Source organism: Aquiluna sp. Uisw_065 (assembly GCF_047731275.1).
Taxonomy (GTDB): Bacteria; Actinomycetota; Actinomycetes; order Actinomycetales; family Microbacteriaceae; genus Aquiluna.
On sequence record NZ_CP159836.1, the window covers coordinates 1,290,206 to 1,314,435 of the forward strand.

Below are 24,230 nucleotides of genomic sequence, written 5' to 3' on the forward strand. Positions count from 1 at the left end.
AACTATGGGGCTCGCAATGGCCAGTAATTTGGTCATGGCAGGTCACCCAGTTCTCGGGTGGAACCGCTCCCAGTCACCCCTTCTGAAACTTGTCGCTGCCGGCGGTGACGCTGCCGAGTCTGCCAAAGAAGCCCTGTCTCAACCGATTTCCTTCTCAATGCTTGCCAACGACGACGTTCATGACACCGTTTTAGCAGCCGAGAACCTCACCGCTGGAACCATTCATGTTGGCATGGCGAGCATCTCTCCAGCAAAGGGCCTTGAGCTTTCTCAACGGTTTCTGGAAGCCGGGGCAAAGTATGTTTCAGCCCCTGTCCTCGGCAGGCCGAATGTAGCCGAAGCCGGAGAACTTAACATCCTCACCGGCGGTGATGAATCCGCCATCACACAGGCGCTGCCGTTACTGGAGGCGATGGGGTCCAAAATATGGAATATTTCCAATCATCCGGCCACAGCCAATCTTGTGAAAATTGCCGTTAACTACAACATCCTGCACGCCATTCAAGCTATTGCCGAGTCGGTGGCTCTCGTGGAAAGAAATGGCGTTTCAGGCAAAGCCTTCGTGGAGCTACTAACCTCAACACTCTTTTCATCAGTCGTCTACAAAGGCTATGGAGCACAGATTGCAGATCGGGAGTATCAGCCGGTCATGTTCTCAATGGAGCTCGGTAGAAAAGACCTTCAATTGGCCATGGACAGCGCGGCGGAGTCTCAACTAGAAATGCCAACAGCTAGCGTCTTGATGGAGATAATGAACGCAGCAATTGCAGACCCAGCCTTAGCGGATCAAGACTGGGCCGCGATGGCGCAAATAACTCTAAGAACCAACAGCTAGGACTAGTAAGGGTTGGTAACAAACAGCTTTTCAGCTGGGAACTTGGTTATAACCTGAGCTCCATTGTTGGTAATAACGACTTCTTCTTCGATTCTGGCTGCCGAAATGCCATCTGGTGATGGGCAGTAAGTTTCAAGAGCGAAAACCATACCGGCCTTTATTTCAACCGGGTGGCTCAAGCTGTTTAGACGCGAGATAATCGGGCGCTCATGCAATCCAAGACCAAGTCCGTGACCAAACTGCAAACCGAAAGCATCCATCTCATTGGCAAAGCCAATGTCGGTGGCCTTTGGCCATAGCTTGGCAACCTCGTCGGTTCCGACACCGTCGGCAACCTTGTCGATTGCAGCATCCATCCATTCTCTGGCCTTGGCGTAGGCATCATGCTGCGCAGGAGTGGAGCGACCGACCGAGAAGGTGCGGTAGTAACAGGTGCGGTAGCCCTGGTAGGAGTGAATGATGTCGAAAAACGCCTGGTCGCCTGGGCGAATGATGCGATCGGTGAAGTTGTGTGGGTGAGGATTACAACGCTCTCCAGAGACCGCATTAATTGCCTCAACCTGCTCTGAACCAAGTTCGAATAGCTTCTTGGAAGCGAGAGCAACGATTTCATTTTCCTTGATGCCTGGCCTAAGCGCATCGGTGATGTCCTGGTAAACACCGTCGACCATTGCAGCGGCCTGAGACAGAAGCATGATCTCGTCAACATTTTTGATTGATCGCGCGTCAAGCATGTCCTGCTGAATGTCAATAACCAGCAATCCCTGGGCCTGCATTTCAAACAAGAATGCTGGCTCAACGATGTCAACGCCAACTGGAAGGTGGTCAACACCAGCATCAGCAAGCATGCCCTTGATGGTCTTGACGGCGTCCTTCATTAGTCCAACCTCTGGGTGGATGGCACCTCTGAGTCCAAGCATTCCGGCGTGGGAGTGACCTGGCTCTATCCAGGGTGCAAAAAGTTGGTGGTGCTTGGCCGCAGAACCAAAGTCCCAGATGTGCGGCTTGCCGTCGCGTGTGAGGAGAGCGTAGCGAGACATTTTGTCGCCAAGAGCTCCGCCAACCCAAGTCTGGGTTGTGTAGCGAATGTTGTAAAAGTCAAAAAGCAAAAACGCGCCGCACTCGGTTCCCTCGAGGGACTTCATCGCGCGGGCCAAGCGGTAGGCGCGGAGGCGCTTGTAATCAACCCGTTCTTCAAAATCGACCGAAGTCGTTCCGTGAGCCGGGATCATGCGGTTATCAAAGTCGAGTGCAGGAACCAAAGGTTTTGGCTCGAACGCGGTGTCACTCATGTAAATCTCCAATTAAAAATACTGATTTTGAAAAACGGGATAGAAACTCGTTGGTGCTTTGCTGCCTATTTGCGTTGCTTTTGTTGCTGCACCCTTACCGGGTGAGGTCTTTTTCAAGACCCCGCCCGGTTTGGGTTTGCAACTACTTAGTTTTTGAAACTATTTGTGGCTAGTGTTTACCACTCTGGCGCTACGTCAGCGTCAGATGCGTTGCCAGCGGTTACCTTTACAGAAGGCATGAATCTAACTTCACGCTCTCCAGCAGCAATCTCGCCGGTTAGTACTGCATACATCAAACGAGTCGCGTTGTCGCCATCCCATGAGGATGACTGGAATACGGTTCCGTCTAGGCTGCCTGCAATAACAAGTGGGTTACCTAGGAAGGTGTTACCGATTGAGGTGATGAAGTAGTCAGCTGCGACTACGCCACGTGCCTCTAGAGCTGCGATTGCACCAGCTGCGATTGAGTCGTCAGCTGCATAGATGCCGCCGATGTTGTCGATACCCTGAGCAGTGATCATCTCTGAGGCAACCTGCTGAGCAGTAGCCTTGGTCCAGTCAGTTGACTCTTCCTGCAAGATGGTTACGTTAGGGCAGTTAGCTGCAACGGTGTCAGTGAAACCATTGTCGCGGTCGATAGCAGTTGCGTTACCAGGTGCACCGTTTAGCTGAATGATGTTTACTGGGGTGTCTCCAACAAGCTCACACATGATCTCGGCTGAAGATACGCCCTGGCCATAAGTGTCTGGTCCTGAGTAACCGAATGATAGAGCCTTGTCAGCGTCGAATAGGTCAGAGTTGGTTACGGTTACAGGAATACCTGCAGCTGCAGCTGCCTCTAGACATGGACGAACAGAGTCACCAACAGCTGGCCAAAGGATAATTCCGTCTGGCTTTGCTGCAACGGCAATTTCACACTCAGAAGCTTGCTTGTCACCGTCGTACTGTGAGTTGGTGATGGTCAGGTTAATACCTAGCTCGGCTGCTGCTGCTTCCATTGCTGGAACGTAGAAGGTACCGTATGCCTGGTCTGAACCCTGAGGAAGCAATGCGTAAACCTCGTAGGTCTCCGCTACTTCTTCGGTTGAATCGGTTGTGCTACCTGCGTCTGTGGTTGTCTCTTCTTCAGCTGCTGCGCAGCCAGATAGAACCAAAGCGGCCGCGGCCAGCATCACTGCTGGAGCGAGTACTAGACGAGATTTTCTCATAGTTGCCTCTTCCTTCACTTAATTTCACGATCGACGGCGCCGATCTTTTTTCTCTGGCCTATTTGGCTAGAGAATTCTTTATCCCTTGGAACGTGGTGCTTAGCGAGCCCCAGACAGCTCGCAGGCTGCTCGGGTCAGTGATGACAGCAATGAGCAAGATGCCACCGATGAAGATCTCCTGAATCGGAATCTGAACACCGGAGATAGTCAGCGCAACCTGGAGCATTCCAAGTGACGCAGCACCAATTAAGGTTCCAATAATCGAACCCTTTCCACCCTTCAGGTAATTACCCCCGATGATTGCCGCAGCGAAGCTGGCAAGCAAAACGGTGGAGCCTGAGGTTGGATCGGCACTGGTTCGCTCAACAGCGTTGATGATTCCAGCGATTGCAGCTACGACCCCGGAAATAATGAAACCGGTGAAGATTCTTCGCTTGACTGGGATTCCAGCATCGTAGGCAGCCTGTCGGTTACCACCCACAGCCAAGAACTCTCGACCTGCCTTGACGCGAGAAACAAAAATCTGGATTGCAATGAAAATCAGGAAGAAGATCAGGATTCGAGGAGTCAGAGGTCCAAGAAGCGGCTGACCGAAGGCGATTCCCAAGTCGGTGTTCTGAAGCTTCACGGGCGCCTCATCAGAAATAACAAAAGCCATTCCTCGGAGCGCGAAAAGCATTCCAAGGGTCGCAATGAATGAATTGATTCCAACAATCGCTACGAAGAAAGCATTGATGAGCGAAACGACGACTCCGGCGGCCAGTGCAGCCAGAACTCCAATTGCCATGTTGGTCTGGTTTGCCACCGTGACGGCAATTACACCGGAAACAGCCAGAGTGCTAGCAACGCTAAGGTCCAGTTCGCCCATCAGAATCACAGCTGTTAGACCCAGAGCCACAAGGCCGATAAGTGCGATTCTTCCAAGTGTTACCTGGTATGCGGTGAAAACTAGAGGCTGGGAGACGGTAACGAACGTCGCGATAATCGCAAACAATACGACCGCGCGGCCTTCAGTGCGCCTGGCCAACACACTTCTGAACTTGCCCCAGAAGCCTGTGGCCGTTGAGCCGACCTTAATTACGGTTTGATTGGTCATTTCTTGGACACCCTTCTGCCGAGTGCGTCCACAGTGACTGCGAGCACAATCAAGGACCCAATCGCTACCTGCTGGAACCCATAACTAACCTGAACTAGCACCAAGACATTAGACAGGATGCTCACGAACACAACACCCAGCAGTGTTCTAGGAACGCTTCCCTTGCCGCCAAATACGCTGGTTCCACCAACGATGATTGCCGCAAGCGCTTGGAAGTCAAAGCCCGTTGCCATGTTTGAGACGGCAGTATTTGAGAACGCAGCAAGAACAAAACCAGCGAACATGGCAGCCATTGAAGTGACCATGAAGGCCCCGATAACTATCAAGCCAGTGTTGGTTCCCGCCAGCCTGGTTGCGCTAATGTTTACGCCGAACGATCGAATCAGAAAACCGAAGTTCGTTCGGGTTAGCACGAAGGTCAGTATCAATGTGACTACTACTAGAACAACAGCTGAGTAAGGGAAAGGGCCGAGCTTACTGGTTCCGAAGGTTGCGATCGGTCCATCTGCTGGACCAAATACCTGGCTTCCGCCAGAAAGTAACCGCAAGAGACCTAAGCCGATATAGGTGGTCGCGAGCGTGACGATCACAGCGTTTGCCTTGAAATAACCGACTGCGATTCCATTTACAAGCGCGAAGATGATCGCAACTACGAATGCCACTGCGAAAGCGATAATCAAGTTGTAGGCATTGCTGACTGCAATCAATATCACTCCGGCTGCTGCTGCTTGGGCAACAACTGAGAGATCCAGGTAGTTACCCGTGATAACCACAAAGGTCATGCCCAAAGCAACGATCCCGATGGGAGCTGCCCGGTGAAAAACGTCCGTGACGTTTTGCAACGATGCAAAGCCATCTACGAACAGCACGGCTATCAAAACCAAAATACCGGTGAAGACGAAGATGCCCTTGTCGGCGATAAAGCCAATAAATGAGGTCTTCGGCTTCGTGATCTTGGAATCCTGCGGCTCCTTAGCAACAGTCATTGATTCTGTGAAAGTTTCTTTTGCCATTATGCGCCCACCAACTTCTCGCCTGCAGCCAGTGACATAACTGACTTTTCGGTAGCTTCGGCCCCGGTTAGGGTCCCGGCAATCTTGCCGTCTCGAACAACGTGAATAAGATCTGAAAGCTCTAAGAGCTCTGGAAGATCGGAGCTGATTACAAGAACCGCAGCGCCCTCGTCAGCAAGTTCCTTGACCAGTTTGTGAATCTCGGCCTTGGCACCAACATCAACACCTCTTGTTGGCTCGTCCAGAACGATGAACGAAGGCTTACGTCCGAGCCACTTAGCAATAACAATCTTCTGCTGGTTTCCACCTGAGTACTGTCCGGCTTCGCGGGTTACCTCTGGAGGTCGAAGATTTACCTTTTCCGAAAGATCCTTGGCAAAAGCAGCAATCTTGCCCTTGGGCATAACACCGGTTGGCGATACCTCTTTGCGGTTTGGAAGGAATATGTTTTCGGCAACGGTCATGGTTAGCGCGAGACCGTCAGTCCTGCGCTCTTCAGGAACATAGGCCACTCCAGCCTTGATCGCGGATAGGTAACCCGTGATAACGCGCTTTTTACCATTTGAGGTAATGGTCACGCGACCCGCACTTCTTGGGTCCGCTCCGATGATGGCTCTAAGTAGCTCTGTTCTTCCTGCTCCAACAAGTCCGCCTAAGCCAACAATCTGACCCTTGCTTACTTCTAAGTCAATGCCGTTTACCTTTGGAGCCTTGATGCCCTTGGCGCTCAGGACTAGCTCGCCCAACTCTCGTGCTGGCCTGCGCTGTGTTAGGTCTAAATGCAGTTCACGTCCAACCATCTGGTCAATAACTTTGTCTGGGGTGAGATCTCCGATTGAATCGTTCGTTACTAACTTTCCATCTCGAAGAATTGTCACCTTGTTACAGATCTTGAAGACCTCGGGGATGCGGTGAGAGATGTAGATGATTGCTAGGCCCTGGGAAGCTAGGCGCTGAAGCATGCTCAATAGGTAATCGGTTTCGGCGGGAGTCAAGGTTGCGGTTGGCTCATCAAGAATCAGAACCTTTGGCTTTCTTGCAACCGCTCGTGCTATCTCCACAAACTGACGAAGTGCTACTGAAAGCCTTGAGATGCGCTCATCTAGATCAACCTCGACACCGATTTCCTTCAAGGTGTCAGCGGCAATCTTTTTCATCTCTTTGGTCTTGGTCCAACCACCGTTGGTGGGGAACGCGCCGAGCATGATGTTTTCGGCAACGGTCATTTCTGGAATAAGGCTTAGCTCCTGGTGAACAAGTGAAATACCGGCATCAATAGACGCCTTGGCACTGTTCTCAATTTCTTTACCGTCAATGCGGACTGAGCCGCTGTCTGGTGTCTCAACGCCGGCAAGGATTCGCATCAGCGTTGACTTTCCAGCGCCGTTCTCTCCGATTACTGCGTGAATTTCCCCTGGCATGACGCTGACTGATACATCGTCAACCGCCCTTACTCCCCCAAAACTCTTGACGATGTTTCTCGCCTCAATGACAGGTGAAGTCATAGATTCGGCTCCTTTGCCTTTTTCCGGGTGTTCGAACTTGTTCACAAGTGTAAACAAGGAGAGAACACAATGTTAAATGGAGACCATTATGTGACTGAATTGTTATCTCTGGGAGAACACTAGGGACTTAGGCGCTTTTAAGCAAAGGCCAAAGGGTTAGTAAATGTGTCGCGCTTCCATTGCTTCGGCTGCACTCGGATTCGAAGCGCCACCCTGTTCGGAAATGAACCAGATCGCTCTTACTTGCTTATCGGTTGCGTTCCAAAAACGATGCGGGATGCTGCAATCAAAAGCAACTGAATCGCCTTCGGTTAGCACCGAAATACTCAGACCGACTTGGATAGTCAGCTCACCGGAAATGACGATTCCGTACTCCCTGCCAACGTGCCTAACAACCTCGCTTGGAGGGTTGGATTTGTGAACAGAAGGCTCGTAGACAACCTCAATGAATTCTGCATTTGTTTCGACCCTGCCGGTTAGCCGCTCCCAGGTCAGGCCGGTTGTCAGATCAAGCTTTGGCCTTGATTCCACGCGCTGAATGACGCCGGCTTCCTCAAGAGAAACCTCTCCAGCTGCCGCGCGTTGTTCTTCCTTGAAGTCGACCGAAGCCTTTGGTTTGCTCGGGTCTTCAAACAGGCTGTCTATTGAAATGCCGAGCTCCTGGGCGACCCGATAGAGAGTTGGAACACTGAAGGAGGCTAAGCCTCTCTCAACCTGAGAAACGTGCGACGCCGAAACTTCAATTCTTCTGGAGAGCTCCCGAACACTAACGCCCGATGCCTCTCTGGCAACCCTAAGGTTTTCGCCAGAACGACGCCAGTGCTGCGCTTCTTCTGGAACAGTCAAAATTAGACCTCTCGGTGCTCTTCGTGTCTCTCATGCTACAGAACTCGTTGCTGTTCTGAGACACAGAACACTAAAAACACAAAAATAGCGAATCTGCAAGCAATGACGCACTTGACTCCTCTGATAATCTCGACCAATGCGAGTAAAACGTGTTCTTGGCTTCACCGCAGCCTCTTTACTTGTTGTAACAGGCGTCGGTGCTCTGGCTGTTGGCGACTATGTATATACGTCCGGTACTGAAGTTGCCTGCGCCGTCAACGCGGACGATGTAAACAACTTTCCAGAGCAGTTCTTCACTGCTCCTTCTGGCGAAGGCCCCTACCCAGGACCAGGTTGGGAAAAGTGGGTCGGCTATGACCTAAGCAATTGGTGGCTACAGGATTACCCGTATGACTCGGTAAGAATTCCGGTTCCCGACGAAGTCGAGCTAGCCGCCTGGTGGATCGATGCCAAGAACCCCGATTCAAATAAGACCGTCATGGTCACCCACGGAATCGGCACTTCTAAACAAGACTTCAACACATTGTTGCCAACTGCAATGCTTGTGAAAAACGGCTTCAACGTGCTGCTGGTTGATCAAAGAGATGCTGGCGAATCCACCTGCGTAGATGGTCGTCACTCAGCAGGCCAAGAAGAATCCAGCGACTTTGCAGTGGTCGCCGATTGGCTGATCGCCAATAAAGGCCTGTCGGCCGCGAACATAGGTATGTTTGGTGTTTCTGGGGGAGCGATCGCCACCTCGCTGGTTCCAGCGAAATCAAATAATGTTTCAGCCTTCGCGATGGAGGGCACGATCTTTGATTTCAATGCCGCTGCCACTCAGGAGGTTGAATTCCAGGGTTTCCCTGGGTTCCTGTGGCAGTTTGCACTCATTTCCGCACGGGTTTTCCACGGCACTAACCTTTCAGAAACTTCAGCTCAAGAAGGTATCGATTCGGCAGGAACTAGGCCAATGCTCATCCTGCACGGCGAAATTGACCAAAGACTTCCTTACCAAAGCTCGGTGGACTTTTATGACTACGCAAAATCGGTAGGCGCTGACATTGAATTAGAAGGCTTTGCAAACGCCGATCACACCGAGGGCATGCTCACCGAGACCGATCGCTATGCCAACGTGTTAGCCGAGTTTTTCGACAGGTCCTTGGCGAACTAACTAGTTCCTAAGCCTCTCAATTCGAAGAACGTCTTGAACTGGTTTCCTAATAGATGGTGCCGGGATGATGTTCCGGTCTTCCTCGCCGACTGATACAAAGCAAACGATCTCTTCGTAGTCTGCGATGTCTGCAAGCTCGCGAAGCTTATTGGCTTGGCTGTTGGTGGAAGAGAAGTTCATTGGACAGCTAGCCCAACCTAAGGCATGAATTGATAGCAGTAGCTGCTGCAAGAAAATGCCACCCTCAATCCACATCTGGTTTCTCTCATTGGACCCGGTGAAGTTTCTTATGTCCACCGTGATTACAAGCAACACCGGAATAGGTGAGTTACCAACGTTTCCATTCTGAAGCTTCAAAATGTCACTTATGTCTTGGGCATCTCGATAGGCCCTAACGCTCCAGCTCTGAGTGTTTGAAACACTAGGAGCTTGAACAGCAAGTGAAATTACCCGCTCCAGCTCAACATCGCTTATCTGCTTATCAGACCCGAAGGCTCGGACTGAGCTTCTAGAAACAAGAAACTTTTCAACTCCAGTTGCCGCTGGCAAAGTTATTTGCTTTGGCCTTAGTCCCTTGTCGTTCCAAGAATTCCGGTTGTCTAAGACAGTTTTAGCCTGGGACAAAAGGTTCTTTCCTAGCTGATCCCCGTAGTTTGCGATTATGTCCTCAACGCGCCTTACCGGAGCATTACCAAAAGGCCTCCTGGGTTGCGGCAGCGCCAGAGCGCGCTCAATCAGGTGAATGTCTTTTTGCAGTTCGGCTTTTGCTTGAATTAGGTTTTTAGGAGATCTAAACAAACCAAAATGCTTGGCTCGTCGAACCGAGTCCCGAAGGCCCTCGATTACCAGTTTCGTTGCCTGCAGCAAGAAATTGACGATTACGCTTTTGGCCCGAACGCCCTTGCCAAGCTTGCTGCTGCTGCAGAAAGCTCAGTTGGGATAAACCAGACCTTATTGGAATCGCCCTGTGCCAACTCCTTGAGTTGGTCAATGTATTTATAGGCAAGAGCCTGGTCAGTGACTGACGCCTCCGCTAGAGCATCAAAGACCTTTTGAATTGCTTTGGCTTCACCGTCAGCAACCAATGCCTGAGATTCGGCGTCGGCACGGGCGTTTAGAACCATTGCCTTGGCGCTACCTTCAGCGCGCAAGATGTCCGCCTGCTTATTTCCCTCAGCGGTCAAAATTGATGCTTGCTTAGTTCCTTCGGCAAGCAAAATTGAGGCACGCTTTTCTCGCTCTGCCTTCATCTGCTTCTCCATGGAGTCACGAACTGACTCCGGTGGAACGATATCCCTGATTTCGACACGGTTCACGCGGACTCCCCATTTACCAGTGGCTTCGTCCAGAACGCTTCTTAGGGCTTTATTAATAGTGTCTCTGGATGTCAGGGCCTTTTCTAAATCAAGGCTTCCGACTACGTTACGCAGCGTTGTGACAGTCAGCTGTTCGATACCGAGAACAAAGTTGTTGATCTCGTAGGTGGCGGACTTTGAATCGGTCACCTGGTAGTAGATGACGGTGTCTATGGAAACAACAAGGTTGTCTTCGGTAATAACCGACTGCGGCCGGAAATCAACGACTTGTTCGCGCAGGTCGATTGTTCTTCTAATCACGTCGATAAAAGGAAAGACCAGGTTCACACCGGCATTTAGGACTTTATGGAAGCGGCCTAGGCGCTCAACAACCCCGGCAGTTGCCTGGGGAATGATTCGAATCGATCGGATCAAGAGCAGTGCGATAACAATCAGCACAACTGCGGTTACCAAGCTCCCAAAATCAAAGGAATTTAGAATGTCTATCATTTCAACTCACTATCAACGTCACGCCATCGATTTTTTCGATGACTACTTTGGATCCAACCTCTTTGGTGCCTGAACCAGTCCTTGCGCCCCAGGTTTCTCCCTGGATTTTCACGTAACCGGCGATTTGGCTCACTTCTTCGAGGACAAACGCATGTTTGCCAACCATTGCGGCTGCGTTCGTCATTGTTTCTGGCTTCTCGCCCTGCAGCTTTGTGATTACCGGTCTAACAAATACCAGTGCGACAACGGCGGCGGCTAGAAAGCCAAGCGCCTGAACCCAGATATCGAGACCAAGAAGAGAAAGCACCAGCGGAACTAGTGCCGCTGCAGCAAGAGCCGCAAAATATAAGCCGTAGGTAACTAGCTCGATGACTACCAGTGCTGCGATAACTCCCAGCCAGATTAATGTCACTTCGGTCCCTCTCGCTCTCCATTTAGCCTAACCGACAACGCCGACCGTTTACTGGGAGCTTTATTTGGTGGGGGCTTGGCTGCTATCGAATCGACATTAATCAGGCCCTGTGCGACCGAGTACTAGAGCTTTTTACTTCTAGCCCCCTGTGACAGTGTCACCAACTGCTATGAGGTTTATGTGTAGGACAAAAGAAATTAGGGGCAAATTTGACCAATAATGACAACTCACCTGAATCCTCGGGGCAGCAACCTAAACCAATGCCACTGTGGCTTGATTTTCTGTGGTTTGCGGCAAAGTTTCTAATCATTTCAGTGGTCTTGATAGGCGCACTGATCATCTCTGTGTATGTGATTACGATTCTGGTCGCCATCTTGCTAATTATTCGGTTCATCTACAAGCCCACCATAGGTAGCAAGCGATGGTACTGAATCCCTCACGCCATCAATCCAAAGGAGATTTAGACCCCTGGACGCCTGTGCCTTTTCGAGAAGTGGCGACTGTAACTTTCAACTGTCGTTCCGAACTGCGACAGGGTGTCTCAGTGGAGTTGTTGGAGGCTTGCTCCACTAAAGCGCAATGAATTTTCACAAACTGAAACTGTTGAAAGCAACCTAGCCAAACGCCAGGAAAAATTTATGTTCTCACGAATGATGCCATGCCCGACTACATCAAAATACGCTTCAAAGCGGCGGACGACGTCGAAACCCGGATGAAGCAGTTGGATCCAACTAGTCTTCCGCTTCCACTAAGATTCCATGCATGCATAAAGGTTGAGAATGCTCAACAACTCGAGCGGCTTGCTCACGACGTTTTCTCAGCCCAAAGGGCGCGCAGCAACCGACAATTGTTTCTGATGAACGCACCGCAGCTATCAACCTGAATCGTGACATCCTTCAGGTCGATAATGTCCAATAGTGACGGCCGCGATATGCACTAGAGATTCCACTTCTCTGGAACGGAGCGACCGTAGTCTTCGATGCCGATGGCGGCGAAGTGCCTCTTAGCCGCCTTGATCTTCGCAAGCTCGCTCGGGCGTAACTTCGAGTCATCGAGAGTGCTCTTCGTCTCCCGAATCATGTAGATCCGGTCCTCCCCATCCTCACGCTTGATAATCGCCCAATCTGGGTTGTAGGGACCGACGGGGGTGTCGATCTTGAACTTGGCAGGCAACTTCATGAACAGCTTGATGTCTTCGCGAGTGTCGAGCTTCTCGGCGAACTGGCGCTCGACATCCGAGTCGTAGACAACGTAGTCGAAGTCGGTCTTTTGCCGGTTCTGCACCTGATACATCTGGTCGAGGAAGCGTTCCTTCTCCTCCAGACCGTCAGCCTGCAGATCACGCAACTCGTAGACCGAGCCGGCGATCTTCTCGTACTGAATTCCCTGGACGACGATCTTGGCGAGTTCTGTTTTCAGGGCACGCTTGACCATCGCAATGAAGTCGTTCGGGTTGTTTATGAATTCGTCGAGACGTCCTGAACCTATGAGAATGTCCACGATAGTCCTGCGCGTGAGAGACGTTGCGTCCTGTAGTTCAGTAATGATGTCCGGCAGGTCGTAGCTGCCCTTGAGGTCCGCTGACCGGACGCCAAGCTCTGCGCCTTTCGCGCCGCCACGCAAGACCTTCAACCCGGCTCGGGTGATCTGAATGCGAAGTGCGTCGATCTTGGGCGACTCCTGGATTGCCTTCAGCGAGTTCTCGACGATCTCGTCCCGCTTAAAACTAACCCGATAGGTCGTCTTGCTGCTTATGGCGAGCCAGAAGTCCTCGAATTCTGCAGTCGCGTAGAGCTGTTTATTGAGCACACGCGGGTGGCGACTGCTCTTGGGCTTGACGTGCCGTTCGATGCTCGTCCGGCCGACGAGGTCGATGATCTGGGCTTCGTACTCATTGAGATACACGGGCAGGTCCAAAGAGAACTCAAAAGTGTTCGGCAGGTACTTTGACGTCACCTGACCGTGGGCCAGGAACCCGTTCAAGGTCAGGTGGTCGAAGACTTCCTTCGACCGCCTGAAGCCAAATAGCTCATCGGTGACCGATCCATCTTGGGCGTGGCGAGGAATCTTGGCGAACTCGCTCACACGCACTCGGCCGATCTCCACGCCCGCCAACTTGTACTCGTTCTGCAGGCTCTTAGCGAATGCCAGGTACGACTCATTGGCGATCACGGTCAAGGTGGCGATGTCACGGTCGGCCACACGGATAAAGCCGTCGACGGTCTTGGTGACAGGCAATCGGAGTCCACGGCCGATGGTCTGTCGCCGCTCAACCTCGGCACCCATTTCACGGAGGGTACAGATCTGGAAAACGTTCGGGTTGTCCCAGCCCTCGCGCAGTGCGGAGTGGCTGAAGATGAAACGCACTGGCTCGGACTCGTCGAGCAGCCGTTCCTTGGCTTGCATGATAAGTTCATAAGCATCGTCGTCGGCTTTTGTGATGCCGGTGCTGTCCTGGAAGCTCTTAGTCTTGCCACGCTTTATCTGTGAAAAGTAGGCCCGTCGTAGTTCGCTCGGTGCCTGAGGCAGCAGTTCCTGGTAACGGGCAGACTTGGCACGTTCCTCGATGAACACTTCATCGAACCACTTCACAAAGTCTCCGTTGGCATCGTCGTTGCTTGCACCGTCGCCCAGGAAGCTGGCAACCTTGTCAACGAAGAACAGGCTGAGCACCTTGATGCCCTTGTCGCGCAGCATCCATTCCTTACGCAGATGCTCGCGAACGGTCTCGCGAATCATCTCCTTAAATATCGCACCGCTGGAGCCGCCGATGCTCTCGCCTTCGTAAAGAAACCCGTGCATCGTCAGATTGACGAAGGCAGGCGCAATGTTCATCTCATTTACACGCCAACCCCCGTAGATCGGGTTGTTGGTCAGACGATCATCAGACAGCTCCTGATCGGGCTTAACGGTAACAACTCGACGTTCCAGCGACCCATCGGCCTTACGACACGACAGTTCCAACCGGGCAGTCCACGTCGGCTCCCGCCTAACCCCCACCAGCTTTATATACGGAGTCGCATCGGCACCCTGCTGCTGAACTTCGGCCACCACGATCTGCTTAACCAGGCCAAGGTCATGGGCATCCACCGGGTCGAGTCGGTAGACAACGTTTCGCTGCTTCTTGTGCGTCGCACTGTAACGAAGGGTAAATGCTGGATCGAGTTCACCGATGGCCGACTGCGAGAGCTGCGACTCCATGTTCTGCGGCTCGTCCATGATGACCACTGGGTGCGTGGCCTTAAGATAGTCGATCGGACGCAAGCCGTTAAGCTTGTCGCGGGTCTGGTGGATGATGCGAGTGTTCGCGTTGCCACGGATCGAGTCAATTGTCATAATCATGATCTGCACGTTCGTTGACGTGGCGAACGACTGCACCTCTTCGGCGCTCTTACCGCTGTACACGGAGGCATCGAATGGATAGCCCGGGTAGAGGTCTTTGAAGTGCTGCCGCATCAGCCGAATGCTGGTAGTGACGCCCTCACGAATAGCTACGCTAGGCACCAGGATCACAAACTTTGTAAAATTATATTTTTGCGCCAGCTCGAAGATGGTACGGAGGTAGACATAGGTCTTGCCTGTTCCGGTCTCCATCTCAACATCGAAGTCGAGTGCGTCGCCGAGAAGATCGCCCCCAACTTCCAAGCCGTTTCGATCCTGCACACGCTGCAGGTTAGCTAGCACGGTGAATTTGTCGAGCACAAGGTTGTTGCCGACCGCTCCCACTTCCTGGGTGAGATCGAGATCGAAAGCAACCTGATCGTTGTCCTTCAATTCAACCTGACCGCGAAGGGTAAGCACCAGCTTGTCCGCATCCTTCGGTTGCCCGTCGAAGAGATCTACTACCGAGGCGATGGCATCAAGCTGAAAGGGCTGACTCGGGTCGAACTGAAATCCTGAGCCCCTCATCACGCTGTCCACAGTTCAATGTCTCTTGACTTCGCCAACTGCACTAAGTTGGTCTTCAACTCATCGTCGCCCTGGAACGCATCCTCCAGGATCACGATCCGCGAAGGATCGGCATCGACAATCGCACGCAGCTGCTCGAGCGTTGGCTTGACGTGCTCATCCAAGTGTGCGAGAACAGCGACATCACCGTCTGGCTGGCGCACGGAACGTAGGTCGAGGCCGGCGATCTCGGTCGGAGAGATCTTCTCGGTCAGCGAGTAGCCCTGCTTGAGTAGGATCTCAGTGAGTAGGTCATCTGGCGTAGCTTCGTCGCCACTACTGCTATCACGCAGGCCAAGCAGCCGATGCTGCAAGGCGTCCGCCTCGACGTCGCTAGTTACTCGCCACTTCGAGAAGTTGGTATCGCCGAGCTTGTAGGCACGGAAGCCGAGATCGAGTGGTACTTCGCGAGTCGAGAGCTGCGTGGCCTGAGCCTGCGCAATCTCCTGTGCAGCGAGCGATATGCGGCGGCGAGAAATGTCAGCGATCGTCTTGAAGCCAGCCTTGCGTGCGTCCGAGTCACCTGGAGTCGGTTCCGGGAGCTGAACCTGAATGAAGCGACGCGAACAACCGTCATCGGCGTTCAATGCCATCACCGCGTGAGCAGTAGTGCCAGATCCGGCGAAGAAGTCCAGCACGATGTCTTCATCTGAAGTCACCATTTCTGCGAGAGACTGAAGAACCAACTCATCCTTTGGATAGTCAAATACTTTCTCACCCATCAGGGTTCTTAGACGCTTCGTCGCCGCACGACCGTCCTGATAAAACACGCTATAAGGCGCTTCGTACTCCGTGTCCTTCAAATAGCGTTTGAATGTTGGAACCGCGTTTTCATCAGCACCAAATAGCACCTGGTCAGCATCGATGTGCTTTTTCATCGTGTCCGGCTGAAAAAGCCATCCTCGCGACGGAATGCGTACCGGTCTCCCAGTAAGAGGATGCAGAACCTCGTACTTTGGTCCACCTCCCCCGGGCCATGAGATGTTGTCCGCAAAGTAGACCCCGCGTGGATCTATACGCGAGTAATGGCTATTGCGTTTAGCTTCATCGTTGTCTGGCAGTGTCCTAAACCACGTTTTCAAGCCTGCGGAAGCGGCCTCAAGATCTCCAGAGTGGATCCGAACCTGATGTTCGGCTTCCTTGTAGATGACATCGAGTCCTTTTTTACGGACCTTCCAATCGACGCCGCTCTCCTTTAGATAGCCCAGGTTTCGAGCGAAGCAGAGGATGTATTCGTGAGAGGAAGAGATGTACTTTGAGTCGTTTTTGCGACCAGCAGCCCAGATCATCGTTCCCACGAAATTGTTCTCGCCAAACACCTCATTGGCCATGCGTTTTAGATTGTCAAGTTCCGAATCATCGATGGAGATGAAAATGGCGCCGTCTGCCATCAAAAGATTCCGTGCGAGCTTGAGTCGCGGATACATCATATTGAGCCAGTTCGAGTGGTAGCGACCCTCGGTGTCGGCGTTGGTTGAGACCTTCTTGCCCTCCTCGTTGACCTGACGTGTCCACTCAAGATAGGTGTCGAGGCCCTCCCTAAAATTATCGGGGTAGACGAAGTCCTTGCCCGTGTTGTACGGCGGATCTATGTAGATCATCTTGATCTTCGCGTGGTAGTGCTTCTGTAAGATCTTTAGAACTTCGAGGTTGTCTCCCTCGATGAAGACGTTTTTGGTGTTGTCCCAATTTTTGCTGTTCTCGAAGTCTGGCTTAAGCGTCGCGGTGGTCGGCTCTTGAGAGGCGCGCAAGGCACGCTTCTTGCCTGGCCAGAACAGCCCGAATCGTTCGGTCGGGTCGGCAGCATCCGTGCTGAGCAGCTCCTGCAGTTTGGCGACATCCACCTTGCCGTCGGCAATTGCTTCCGGGATCAGGTCGGCCAGTTGTGCGCCTAGCGCGGTCTGGAAGTTTGGTGTGGTTGCAGATGTTTCGTAGATGTCGTCGTTCATTGGTCGTTCTCCGTCATTGCGTTGGTAGTTCTAGTTGTGGTCGTTCGTATATCGATTATGTGCGACCCTCCACCGGATCGTGAACAGCTGCTGGGTGTTCTGGATACCTTGCAGGCGCCCGCCAATTTCGCAACTAGTCGATAGACGTCTTTTAGTTGGCCGTCAAATAGTCCGAACACAGAAGTGAGTGTATCTAACTGGTGTTGCTGAGATGCGTCAAAATGACACTCATGCGATGACATTATGCGGTCCAGAGCTCTATGCCTTTGCTCCTACAGAGCTGGGACAAGTTGGTCTTGAGTTCATCGTCGCCCTGGAAGGCATCTTCGAGGACGATAATGCGGGCCGGGTCCTGACCCACGATGACTCGGAGCTGGTCGAGGGTCGGTTTGACGTGCTCGTCCAGGTACGCGATCACGAGTTGGTCACCGACTACCCGCACATCGAGGCCTGCGATTGCAGATGAAACGATTTTCTCATTCAGCGAGTAGCCCTGCTTGAGCAAGATCTCCACAAGGAGGTCGTCGGACGTCGCATCGTCGGCGCTACTGCTATCGCGGAGCTCAAGGAAGCGCTGCTGGAGGGCGTTATCTTCGATGTCGCTAGCGACACGCCATTTCGAGAAGTTGGTGTCGAAGAGCTTGTAAGCGCGAAATCCGATGTCCGCCGGTTCGCCTCCATCGAGACGACCGTTCAATTTCCCTGAGATGCTTTTCGCGGCCGCGCGGATGCGTGCCAATGCCACGTCTGCGATTGTCTCGAATCCTGCTTCGCGGCCCTCCGCGCTGGCGTCAAGGGGCTCCGGAAGCTGAACTTGGATGAACCTACGACTACCTCCATCGTCAGCGTTGAGCTGCATTACAGCATGAGCGGTCGTCGCAGAGCCCGCGAAGAAGTCAAGAACGGTCGAGTCCTTTTCGGTTCCCGCCTCAACCAGGAGCTTGATCAAGTTGACGGGTTTCGGGTAATCGAACCACTTGGGATTGAGCCCAATTCGCTCGATATCAGCGGAGCCCTCACTCGTGGTTATGTCCATAACAACGTCTTTGAGCGAGGTTGAGTCCACGTCACGAACCTTTGTATAAACCTTCCAGCCTCCTGGCGTTTTGAGGAACTCCAGATCGTAGGACTCGGCTTCGATTTTCCTCGTGCTCCACCGATATGCGTGATATTTGTTCGTCCCGTTGTTGTTTCGCCTTGGCGCGATCTTTATGTATTCGGCATGTACGTGAATATCAGAAACCGGCGCGGTCTTCACATCCCCGGTCTTCGGGTCGTAGTAAATATCGAACACGAGATTGGGGCGAGTGACTTCGTTGAACGCAGAGTTTGTGTTGTAAAGCTCATTCTTCAGCACGAAAGGGCCACGCTCGTCGCTCTGTGTGACGTAGTTGAATCCCTTGTAGATGGTGGGCATCAAAGCCTTCAAGCGAGTGGATGAAGCGCGGAACTCTCCGGCCTCATCCCCGCGCCGGGCGTAGCAGAGGATGTACTCCTTCGTCCCGGCCGCACCGCTGGCCGAAATCTGTCTCCCCTTCAAATTGCTCACCCAGACGAACGTATTGAGGTAGTTAGCTTCACCAAAGACAAGGTCAAGTAACTTCTTGAGATTGTCGTATTCGTGATCGTCGATAGAGACGAATATCACGCCGTCATCGGTCAACAGGTTCCGTGCAAGCTTGAGTCGCGGGTACATCATGTTCAGCCAGTTGGAGTGGTAACGCCCCTCAGTCTCCGAATTGGACGAGACCTTCTTGCCCTCCTCGTTGACCTGCCGCGTCCACTCAAGGTAGGTGTGAAGCCCCTCCTTGAAGTTGTCTGGGTAGACGAAGTCCTTGCCGGTGTTGTAGGGCGGATCGATATAGATCAGCTTGACCTTGGCGTGGTAATGCTTCTGCAGGATCTTGAGTACTTCGAGGTTGTCGCCCTCAACGAAGACGTTCTGCGTAGTGTCCCAGTTCTCCGAGTTCTCAAAGGCGGGACGCAGGGTAGCGGTCGTTGGCTCCTGGGCGGCACGGAGGGCGCGTTTCCTACCCGGCCAGAACAGTCCGAAGCGTTCGCTGCCGTCGGCGGCATCCTTGCTAAGTAGCTCCTGAAGTTTGGCGACATCCACCTTGCCATCGGCGATGGCCTCCGGGATCAGGTCGGCCAGTTGTGCGGCTAGCTCGGTCTGGAAGTTTGGTGTGGTTGATGGTGTTTCGTAGATATCATCGTTCATTGGTCGTTCTCCATCATCGCGTTAATAGTTCTGGTTGAAATCGTTCCTGTATAGATCATGTGTCGACCCTCCACCGGATCGTGAACAGCTTCTCGAGGTGCTGGGTGCCTTTCAGCGACTGCTCAATGAGCTCAAGGTATTTATCGGCTTCTTCGCGAAGTTGTTTCTTTAGGATTCTAAATTCATCGTCGGCATCTTCAGCTTTTTGTTCCCAACGCCTGGCTTCCTTTTTAAGTTTCAGCTGCCCCATTGGATCATCCGAGGAGTTTGCGCCCTTTCGGGCTTCCTTTTCCTTTGCCCGAAACTCTCGGATCTGACCTTCGTGTTCAGCCTTACGGTCCTGTTGGTTCCGGTAGACAAGCTCTTCTTGTTGGTCGTAATACCTAGAGTTTCGTGCCTGGACTTCTCGTTCGAGTGACTCGCGCTGCTTATCCAGGTGAGTGGCAAAGCCACCCACCGCAACAGGCGAAGTCAGTTCGGCTTCGCCTACACAAGCAAGTTCAAGAATGTCTGAAACATACTCTGAGTCGAGCCACCGGCCCCCTGTGGTGAGCGCCCCGGCTAGGAAGTAGGACTCAGTGATGTTCTCATCCCGAGCCTTCATCGAGTAGGTCACTAGATCGACTTGGAGCGTTCCGCTCTCTCCCGCGAGCGCCTTCACAGATGTGCTCGCTCTAGTTGACTCGGATAGTGAGAATGTTAGCTCCTTGGAAGGTGTGTCTGATGCGATTGCAGAGTCCAGGACATGTTGAGCGAGTGGGCTTGAATACCTGTACTGGTGTGCGTTGTCTAGCGGTTGGCTCTTGAAGAAGTAGCGCCCAGGTTCTGCATCCTTGACAGGGGACTCGTTGAGAACAAAGTGGCGGCCGTCGCCTTCGAACGTTGCCACCTCTGAGAGCTCGTGCTTGGTGAGATCAAGGAGCAAGCGCTCAAACTTATTTAGAACATCGCCTGACTGGGCATCATATGCTTTGAGTCGATCCTGGACATTCGGGTCAAGAACGTCAAAGACTTTGGCTTTTGCGCTGGCCATTTCTTTTGTAATGTCAGTGGCGAACAGGGTCTCAAGAGCGTGGAATGCTGAATCGATTTCGGCATCAGTTCTACTCGAGTTCAAGATCTCACTGATTTTCTTTTCAAAGTCAAAACCATCTTCGATGGCACCTAGAACTTCATCTGAAGCACCGAAGACGCTAGAAAAAAGTTTGAACTTGTTTGAGAGTAGTTCCAGAATTCTTTGCTCTGCAAGGTTTCCCTTGTTGGAAAAGTTTGCAACGACCACGTCAAACTTCTGACCATAACGGTGGATACGGCCGATACGTTGTTCCACGCGCTGTGGATTCCATGGCAGATCGTAGTTAACGAGCATTGAACAAAACTGCAGGTTGATTCCTTCGGCAGCTGCCTCAGTTGCGATCATGATCTTGCCGGTATCGCGGAAGTAGTCAACAAGTGCTTTTCGCCTGTCTGACGACGGAATTCCCGTGACCAGGTCACTTCCTTTGTTCTGTTCTAACCAAGCCCTGTATATCGCCGTCTGCTCTGGGCCGGCGTTCGAACCGTTAAATAGAACAATCCCTTCGCCTTTGCCATCTTCCTTCAAGGACCTAGCGATGTACTCCTGGGTCTTGGTCGAATCAGTAAAGATTATTGCTTTTTCGGGAGCACCTAGTTCATTTAGACGAGCAAACCCCTTATCAAGCGCCTCAGAGAGCTTTACCGCTTTTTGATTCACGGTGATTGATCGGGCAAGTGCGGAGTACTCACGAAGTTCGGCCACCTCTGCAAGCATCAGCGCAGTGCGGGCTGATTTTGTTTGTGCTGTTTCTGCGCTGCCAGGACGGAACTCTAGAACTTCAGCTTCTTCTAACTCTTCGTCCGTTAGGTCCTCGGCCTCAAAGTCCGCAGTAATTAGCTTTCCCGAGTTAGTTCGAGTTACACCCTCAAGAGCCTCCGCCTCTAGGCGGTTAGAGATGCGCTCCAAAGTGCTCGAAACTGCGTATGTTGATGATCCAAGACGCTTGCGGATTATCAGTGCGGCGAGGTGACGCTGGCTGCCGCTAAAAGCAAACAGCGCATCCCGTTGCAAGTACTCATTTACCAAGCTATAGAGTCTTCGTTCGTCCTCACTCGGTGTGAATTCGACCGTGAGTGGGTTTCGCTTGGTGAAGTGGATGTATTTCTCAGCATCCTTGCGGAGGGTTCGCTTCGCGATCATCGCGACTCTATCGGCCAAGTCATCGCCGTTACTCATGCTGCCAGCTTTGATGTAGCGCTCTCGAAAAGCATTGAGAGAATAGAAATAGTCGGGATCAACGACAGAAACCAGCCCGTAGAGCTCTTCTAGCTTGTTTTGGAGTGGAGTTGCTGTAAGCAATAGGCATTTGTGGGAGCCGGCAAAAATGTGGCTCATTGCCTCGGCAGTCTTGCCTTTACCGGTCCAGTGATTTCTTAGACGGTGTGCTTCGTCCGCAACGATTAAATCCCAGCCACGAAGCAAGGTTGATTCGTATCTTTGAGCAAATTCATAGGAGCAGATCAGGACTCCGGACCCCCCTGAGGTGGAGCTGACCAGCAGCGTATCTTTGTTTTTGGTGTCCAGAATATTTGCAGGTATCAGGAACTTTTCGAATAGTTCCTGCTTCCACTGTTGGCGAAGACTAGACGGGGTCACGATTAGGATGGAGCGCTTGCGTTCAGCCCAGTACTGGGTGATGACTATGCCAGCTTCAATAGTTTTGCCCAGGCCTACCTCGTCGGCCATGATGACACCTCTCAGGAATGGCGTCTGTAAAGCGAAAAGAGCAGCATCAATTTGGTAAGGCTTTGGCTCAACCTGCGCATCGAATAGCAACCCGGCTAGTTTTCCCACGTGATCGTTGGCATAACTTCGCCTAAGTTCGTGGGCAAAGTACTTCGCCTGATAGGTGGTCAGCTCCGACACAACTCCCCCTATTGCCGAATTCTACTAAATGAAACACTAGTTCCTTTTTCTAACTCGGCGAGCATGCGCTCTAACTCGGGGTCCCCAATCGCTTGAACTATCGTCTCGTTGCCCACCCCATAGAAGAGCTCGAACACACTAAGAGCTGCGTGGAGATTACTAACCAGATCATTTTCCTCCAGAGGCCCGACGGCAAATGAGACCTTACCCTTGCTATCAAACTTGGAGAACCCAATGCCCTCCCAAGAGAGCTCCGCCTGAGTTTCGCCCTTCGCTTGCAGAGGAGCGCCAACAGCATGGAGAAAGTACTCGACAGCTGAATAGTTCTCATCGAAAAGTCCCTGGGTTCTGCCGATCATCAACGATAGGTGGTCCCCAAGGGGGTTTGACTTCTTACCATCTCGAAACTCAACGGTAAATACATCGACCGGGTCAAGGAATTGGCTCCGCTCGAGCAGCACAGCAACCAGCTCAGGCCAGTCGGTCAAGTCTGCCGAGTTTTCGCCTTTACTGGCTCGGGCTTTCGGCTTTGACCCCCACGCAGAGTTAGTCATTTACTCTCCTTAGGTTTAAGTTCACTGTTCATCGCACTTTTTGTCCGAGTCATTTACTTACCTCAATGTTTAGCGACTCTTCGAGCTTTGACATCATCAGGTTCGTCACTCTCTCAAGCCGCTGAAGCTCAAGGTTGTTCTCTCCCCAGTCGGTAGCTTCAATTAGTCCAAGCTGCACCTGGGCAGCTTGGACTTCGCCAGCTTCCAGCAGGCACTCGGCTAGGTTCACTCGAGCAGAGCGAGTGCTGTAGTGGTCCTCGATGTCTAGCGCTTGCTGCAGGATGTCGCTCCAGACTGCAGCGGCTTCGGAGTATTCACCGGCGATCATGAGTCGCTCCGCCCCGATTGAGTTCACTTGCAAAACGTTTGGTATTTCACCAGCGGCTTCAAAGTAACTGGCTACTCGGTCAAGAATCTTGTTGGCTTCGAGATTCTGAACTTCGAGATCTCGAAAAATGAGCGAGTAGGCCAATTGGGTTTCAGCTAGAGCCGCTCGGGACCAATCTTGCTCAGCTCGGAACATCTTGATTGCAGTTATGGGTACTGACAGCAACGCTGTTGTTTCACAAAAAATAACTATTTTCTATTTCAGGCTGCTCACGACCCACCTCATTGGCGGGCTTGCGATCTAGTCAGTCGACAACGGTCAATGCAATCTTCGTAAGACTGCCGACTTGTTCGGCTGCCTTACTACTGACCCTCATGGCCCCTGACTTGGAAATATCCGCTATCTCGATCAACCTCATCACACATAATCAGCTCATCTTTGCTTAGGTAGGCAGGGAACCAAGCGCCTTTGATCCCCTCCTCGGGGCCATCGGTCTTCACATAGAGAAGCTGAGCCTCTGGGCTGAACGCAATATCGTCATCCACTGCCACCGTGCATTTGAGAACTAGGTTCACTGCATCGTGGTAGTAAAGGATTTCATCTTGCACTTCGGTTTTTACCCTCACTGAATATGGGGACACAAGTTCGACCTCTGCTGGGTATCGCTTTTTGTCTCTCATTACATTGCACTGCACAAAGTGGGTTTTGTGGCCTGGCTTATAGAGCCCACAGTGCTTTGGGTCATACCTGGTGTTTTCGTTAATCATGATGCCTCCTGTAATTGAGGGGCTTTAGCCCCACGCCTTGCTCTAGAGGTTTCTAGAGCCGCATCTACTACTGGAGCACCCGAGGTCGTGGGACCGGGTTGCTAGACAACTAGCCAGTTCTTAGCGTTGCCATTCTTGATGCATTTACGAACATGGCTCGGGGGCCGGACATTATGCAGACCTAATCTTCTTAACTCTGTCGCCATAGTCGAATTGTTCTTGGTCAGCCTCTTGATGTTGACGGCCTGAGCCTTCTCATTGGAGATGCGAGATTGGCCCCCTAGACCTTTTTTTGATGTTAGTTGGGATCCCCCGCCTGAAAAGGGGTAAAAACAGGCGGGGGAATTCTCTCTTTCG

20 protein-coding genes and 1 riboswitch are annotated in these 24,230 nt (G+C 52.2%); of the genes, 4 read left to right on the forward strand and 16 right to left on the reverse strand.

Going from position 1 to position 24,230, the window contains the following annotated elements; all coding sequences use genetic code 11:
• Positions 1 to 16: 16 nt before the first annotated feature.
• The gene (locus tag ABXT50_RS06545) at positions 17 to 835 is read left to right on the forward strand and encodes an NAD(P)-dependent oxidoreductase (protein WP_415274057.1); all 819 of its coding nucleotides are present in this window, start codon (positions 17 to 19) and stop codon (positions 833 to 835) included.
• Between the two features lie 2 nt (positions 836 to 837).
• On the opposite strand, the gene ABXT50_RS06550 is transcribed toward ABXT50_RS06545, so the two are convergent.
• From ABXT50_RS06550 to ABXT50_RS06575, 6 genes are all read right to left on the reverse strand, one after another.
• Entirely contained in the window at positions 838 to 2,139 is a 1,302-nt protein-coding gene (locus ABXT50_RS06550; protein WP_415274058.1) for a M24 family metallopeptidase, read from the reverse strand.
• A 164-nt stretch (positions 2,140 to 2,303) separates the two neighbouring features.
• A complete protein-coding gene (locus tag ABXT50_RS06555) occupies positions 2,304 to 3,335 on the reverse strand; it encodes a sugar ABC transporter substrate-binding protein (protein WP_415274059.1) in 1,032 nt (343 codons plus the stop codon).
• 58 nt (positions 3,336 to 3,393) lie between these two features.
• The gene (locus tag ABXT50_RS06560; RefSeq protein ID WP_415274060.1) at positions 3,394 to 4,431 is read right to left on the reverse strand and encodes an ABC transporter permease; all 1,038 of its coding nucleotides are present in this window, start codon (positions 4,429 to 4,431) and stop codon (positions 3,394 to 3,396) included.
• Complete coding sequence (locus ABXT50_RS06565; RefSeq protein ID WP_415274061.1) at positions 4,428 to 5,444, reverse strand: ABC transporter permease; 1,017 nt, start codon at positions 5,442 to 5,444, stop codon at positions 4,428 to 4,430. Before ABXT50_RS06565 ends, ABXT50_RS06560 begins: the two co-directional genes overlap by 4 nt.
• Positions 5,444 to 6,949: a sugar ABC transporter ATP-binding protein gene (locus ABXT50_RS06570; RefSeq protein WP_415274062.1), complete on the reverse strand. Its 1,506-nt coding sequence runs from the start codon at positions 6,947 to 6,949 to the stop codon at positions 5,444 to 5,446. Before ABXT50_RS06570 ends, ABXT50_RS06565 begins: the two co-directional genes overlap by 1 nt.
• A 156-nt stretch (positions 6,950 to 7,105) precedes the next feature.
• The gene (locus ABXT50_RS06575) at positions 7,106 to 7,795 is read right to left on the reverse strand and encodes a helix-turn-helix domain-containing protein (RefSeq protein ID WP_415274063.1); all 690 of its coding nucleotides are present in this window, start codon (positions 7,793 to 7,795) and stop codon (positions 7,106 to 7,108) included.
• A gap of 136 nt (positions 7,796 to 7,931) precedes the next feature.
• Between ABXT50_RS06575 and ABXT50_RS06580 the strand changes: the two genes are divergently transcribed.
• Positions 7,932 to 8,948 carry an alpha/beta hydrolase gene (locus tag ABXT50_RS06580; protein WP_415274064.1) on the forward strand — a complete coding sequence of 339 codons (1,017 nt, stop codon included), beginning with the start codon at positions 7,932 to 7,934 and terminating at the stop codon, positions 8,946 to 8,948.
• Here the strand turns inward: ABXT50_RS06580 and ABXT50_RS06585 are convergent, their stop codons facing one another.
• The 3 genes from ABXT50_RS06585 to ABXT50_RS06595 are packed head-to-tail and all read right to left on the reverse strand — an operon-like array spanning position 8,949 to position 11,165.
• The gene (locus tag ABXT50_RS06585; RefSeq protein ID WP_415274065.1) at positions 8,949 to 9,815 is read right to left on the reverse strand and encodes a nitroreductase family protein; all 867 of its coding nucleotides are present in this window, start codon (positions 9,813 to 9,815) and stop codon (positions 8,949 to 8,951) included. It lies immediately after the preceding gene.
• Positions 9,816 to 9,826: 11 nt separating this feature from the next.
• Positions 9,827 to 10,753: an SPFH domain-containing protein gene (locus ABXT50_RS06590; RefSeq protein WP_415274066.1), complete on the reverse strand. Its 927-nt coding sequence runs from the start codon at positions 10,751 to 10,753 to the stop codon at positions 9,827 to 9,829.
• 1 nt (position 10,754) lies between these two features.
• Positions 10,755 to 11,165: an NfeD family protein gene (locus tag ABXT50_RS06595; RefSeq protein WP_415274067.1), complete on the reverse strand. Its 411-nt coding sequence runs from the start codon at positions 11,163 to 11,165 to the stop codon at positions 10,755 to 10,757.
• A gap of 209 nt (positions 11,166 to 11,374) precedes the next feature.
• On the opposite strand from ABXT50_RS06595, the gene ABXT50_RS06600 reads away from it, so the two are divergent.
• Together ABXT50_RS06600 and ABXT50_RS06605 are read left to right on the forward strand one after the other, a co-directional pair.
• Positions 11,375 to 11,596 (forward strand): hypothetical protein, encoded by a 222-nt coding sequence (locus tag ABXT50_RS06600; protein ID WP_415274068.1) that lies wholly within the window; start codon positions 11,375 to 11,377, stop codon positions 11,594 to 11,596.
• A gap of 227 nt (positions 11,597 to 11,823) precedes the next feature.
• On the forward strand, positions 11,824 to 12,048 hold the full coding sequence (locus ABXT50_RS06605) for a GIY-YIG nuclease family protein (protein ID WP_415274069.1): 225 nt from the start codon (positions 11,824 to 11,826) through the stop codon (positions 12,046 to 12,048).
• A gap of 53 nt (positions 12,049 to 12,101) precedes the next feature.
• Here ABXT50_RS06605 and ABXT50_RS06610 read toward each other — a convergent pair whose 3' ends face one another.
• The 7 genes from ABXT50_RS06610 to ABXT50_RS06640 form a co-directional block, all read right to left on the reverse strand.
• Positions 12,102 to 15,074: a DEAD/DEAH box helicase family protein gene (locus tag ABXT50_RS06610; RefSeq protein ID WP_415274828.1), complete on the reverse strand. Its 2,973-nt coding sequence runs from the start codon at positions 15,072 to 15,074 to the stop codon at positions 12,102 to 12,104.
• Positions 15,074 to 17,062 carry a site-specific DNA-methyltransferase gene (locus ABXT50_RS06615; RefSeq protein WP_415274070.1) on the reverse strand — a complete coding sequence of 663 codons (1,989 nt, stop codon included), beginning with the start codon at positions 17,060 to 17,062 and terminating at the stop codon, positions 15,074 to 15,076. The genes ABXT50_RS06610 and ABXT50_RS06615 overlap by 1 nt, the downstream gene beginning before the upstream one ends.
• Positions 17,063 to 17,303: 241 nt before the next feature.
• Complete coding sequence (locus ABXT50_RS06620) at positions 17,304 to 19,280, reverse strand: site-specific DNA-methyltransferase (protein WP_415274071.1); 1,977 nt, start codon at positions 19,278 to 19,280, stop codon at positions 17,304 to 17,306.
• 55 nt (positions 19,281 to 19,335) lie between these two features.
• A complete protein-coding gene (locus ABXT50_RS06625; RefSeq protein WP_415274072.1) occupies positions 19,336 to 22,224 on the reverse strand; it encodes an SNF2-related protein in 2,889 nt (962 codons plus the stop codon).
• Positions 22,225 to 22,232: 8 nt separating this feature from the next.
• Entirely contained in the window at positions 22,233 to 22,778 is a 546-nt protein-coding gene (locus ABXT50_RS06630) for a hypothetical protein (RefSeq protein WP_415274073.1), read from the reverse strand.
• Between the two features lie 49 nt (positions 22,779 to 22,827).
• The gene (locus ABXT50_RS06635) at positions 22,828 to 23,331 is read right to left on the reverse strand and encodes a hypothetical protein (RefSeq protein ID WP_415274074.1); all 504 of its coding nucleotides are present in this window, start codon (positions 23,329 to 23,331) and stop codon (positions 22,828 to 22,830) included.
• Between the two features lie 137 nt (positions 23,332 to 23,468).
• Positions 23,469 to 23,873, reverse strand: a complete 405-nt coding sequence (locus tag ABXT50_RS06640; RefSeq protein ID WP_415274075.1) for a hypothetical protein — start codon at positions 23,871 to 23,873, stop codon at positions 23,469 to 23,471.
• A 27-nt stretch (positions 23,874 to 23,900) separates the two neighbouring features.
• Positions 23,901 to 24,014: riboswitch (SAM riboswitch) on the reverse strand.
• Positions 24,015 to 24,230: the final 216 nt, after the last annotated feature.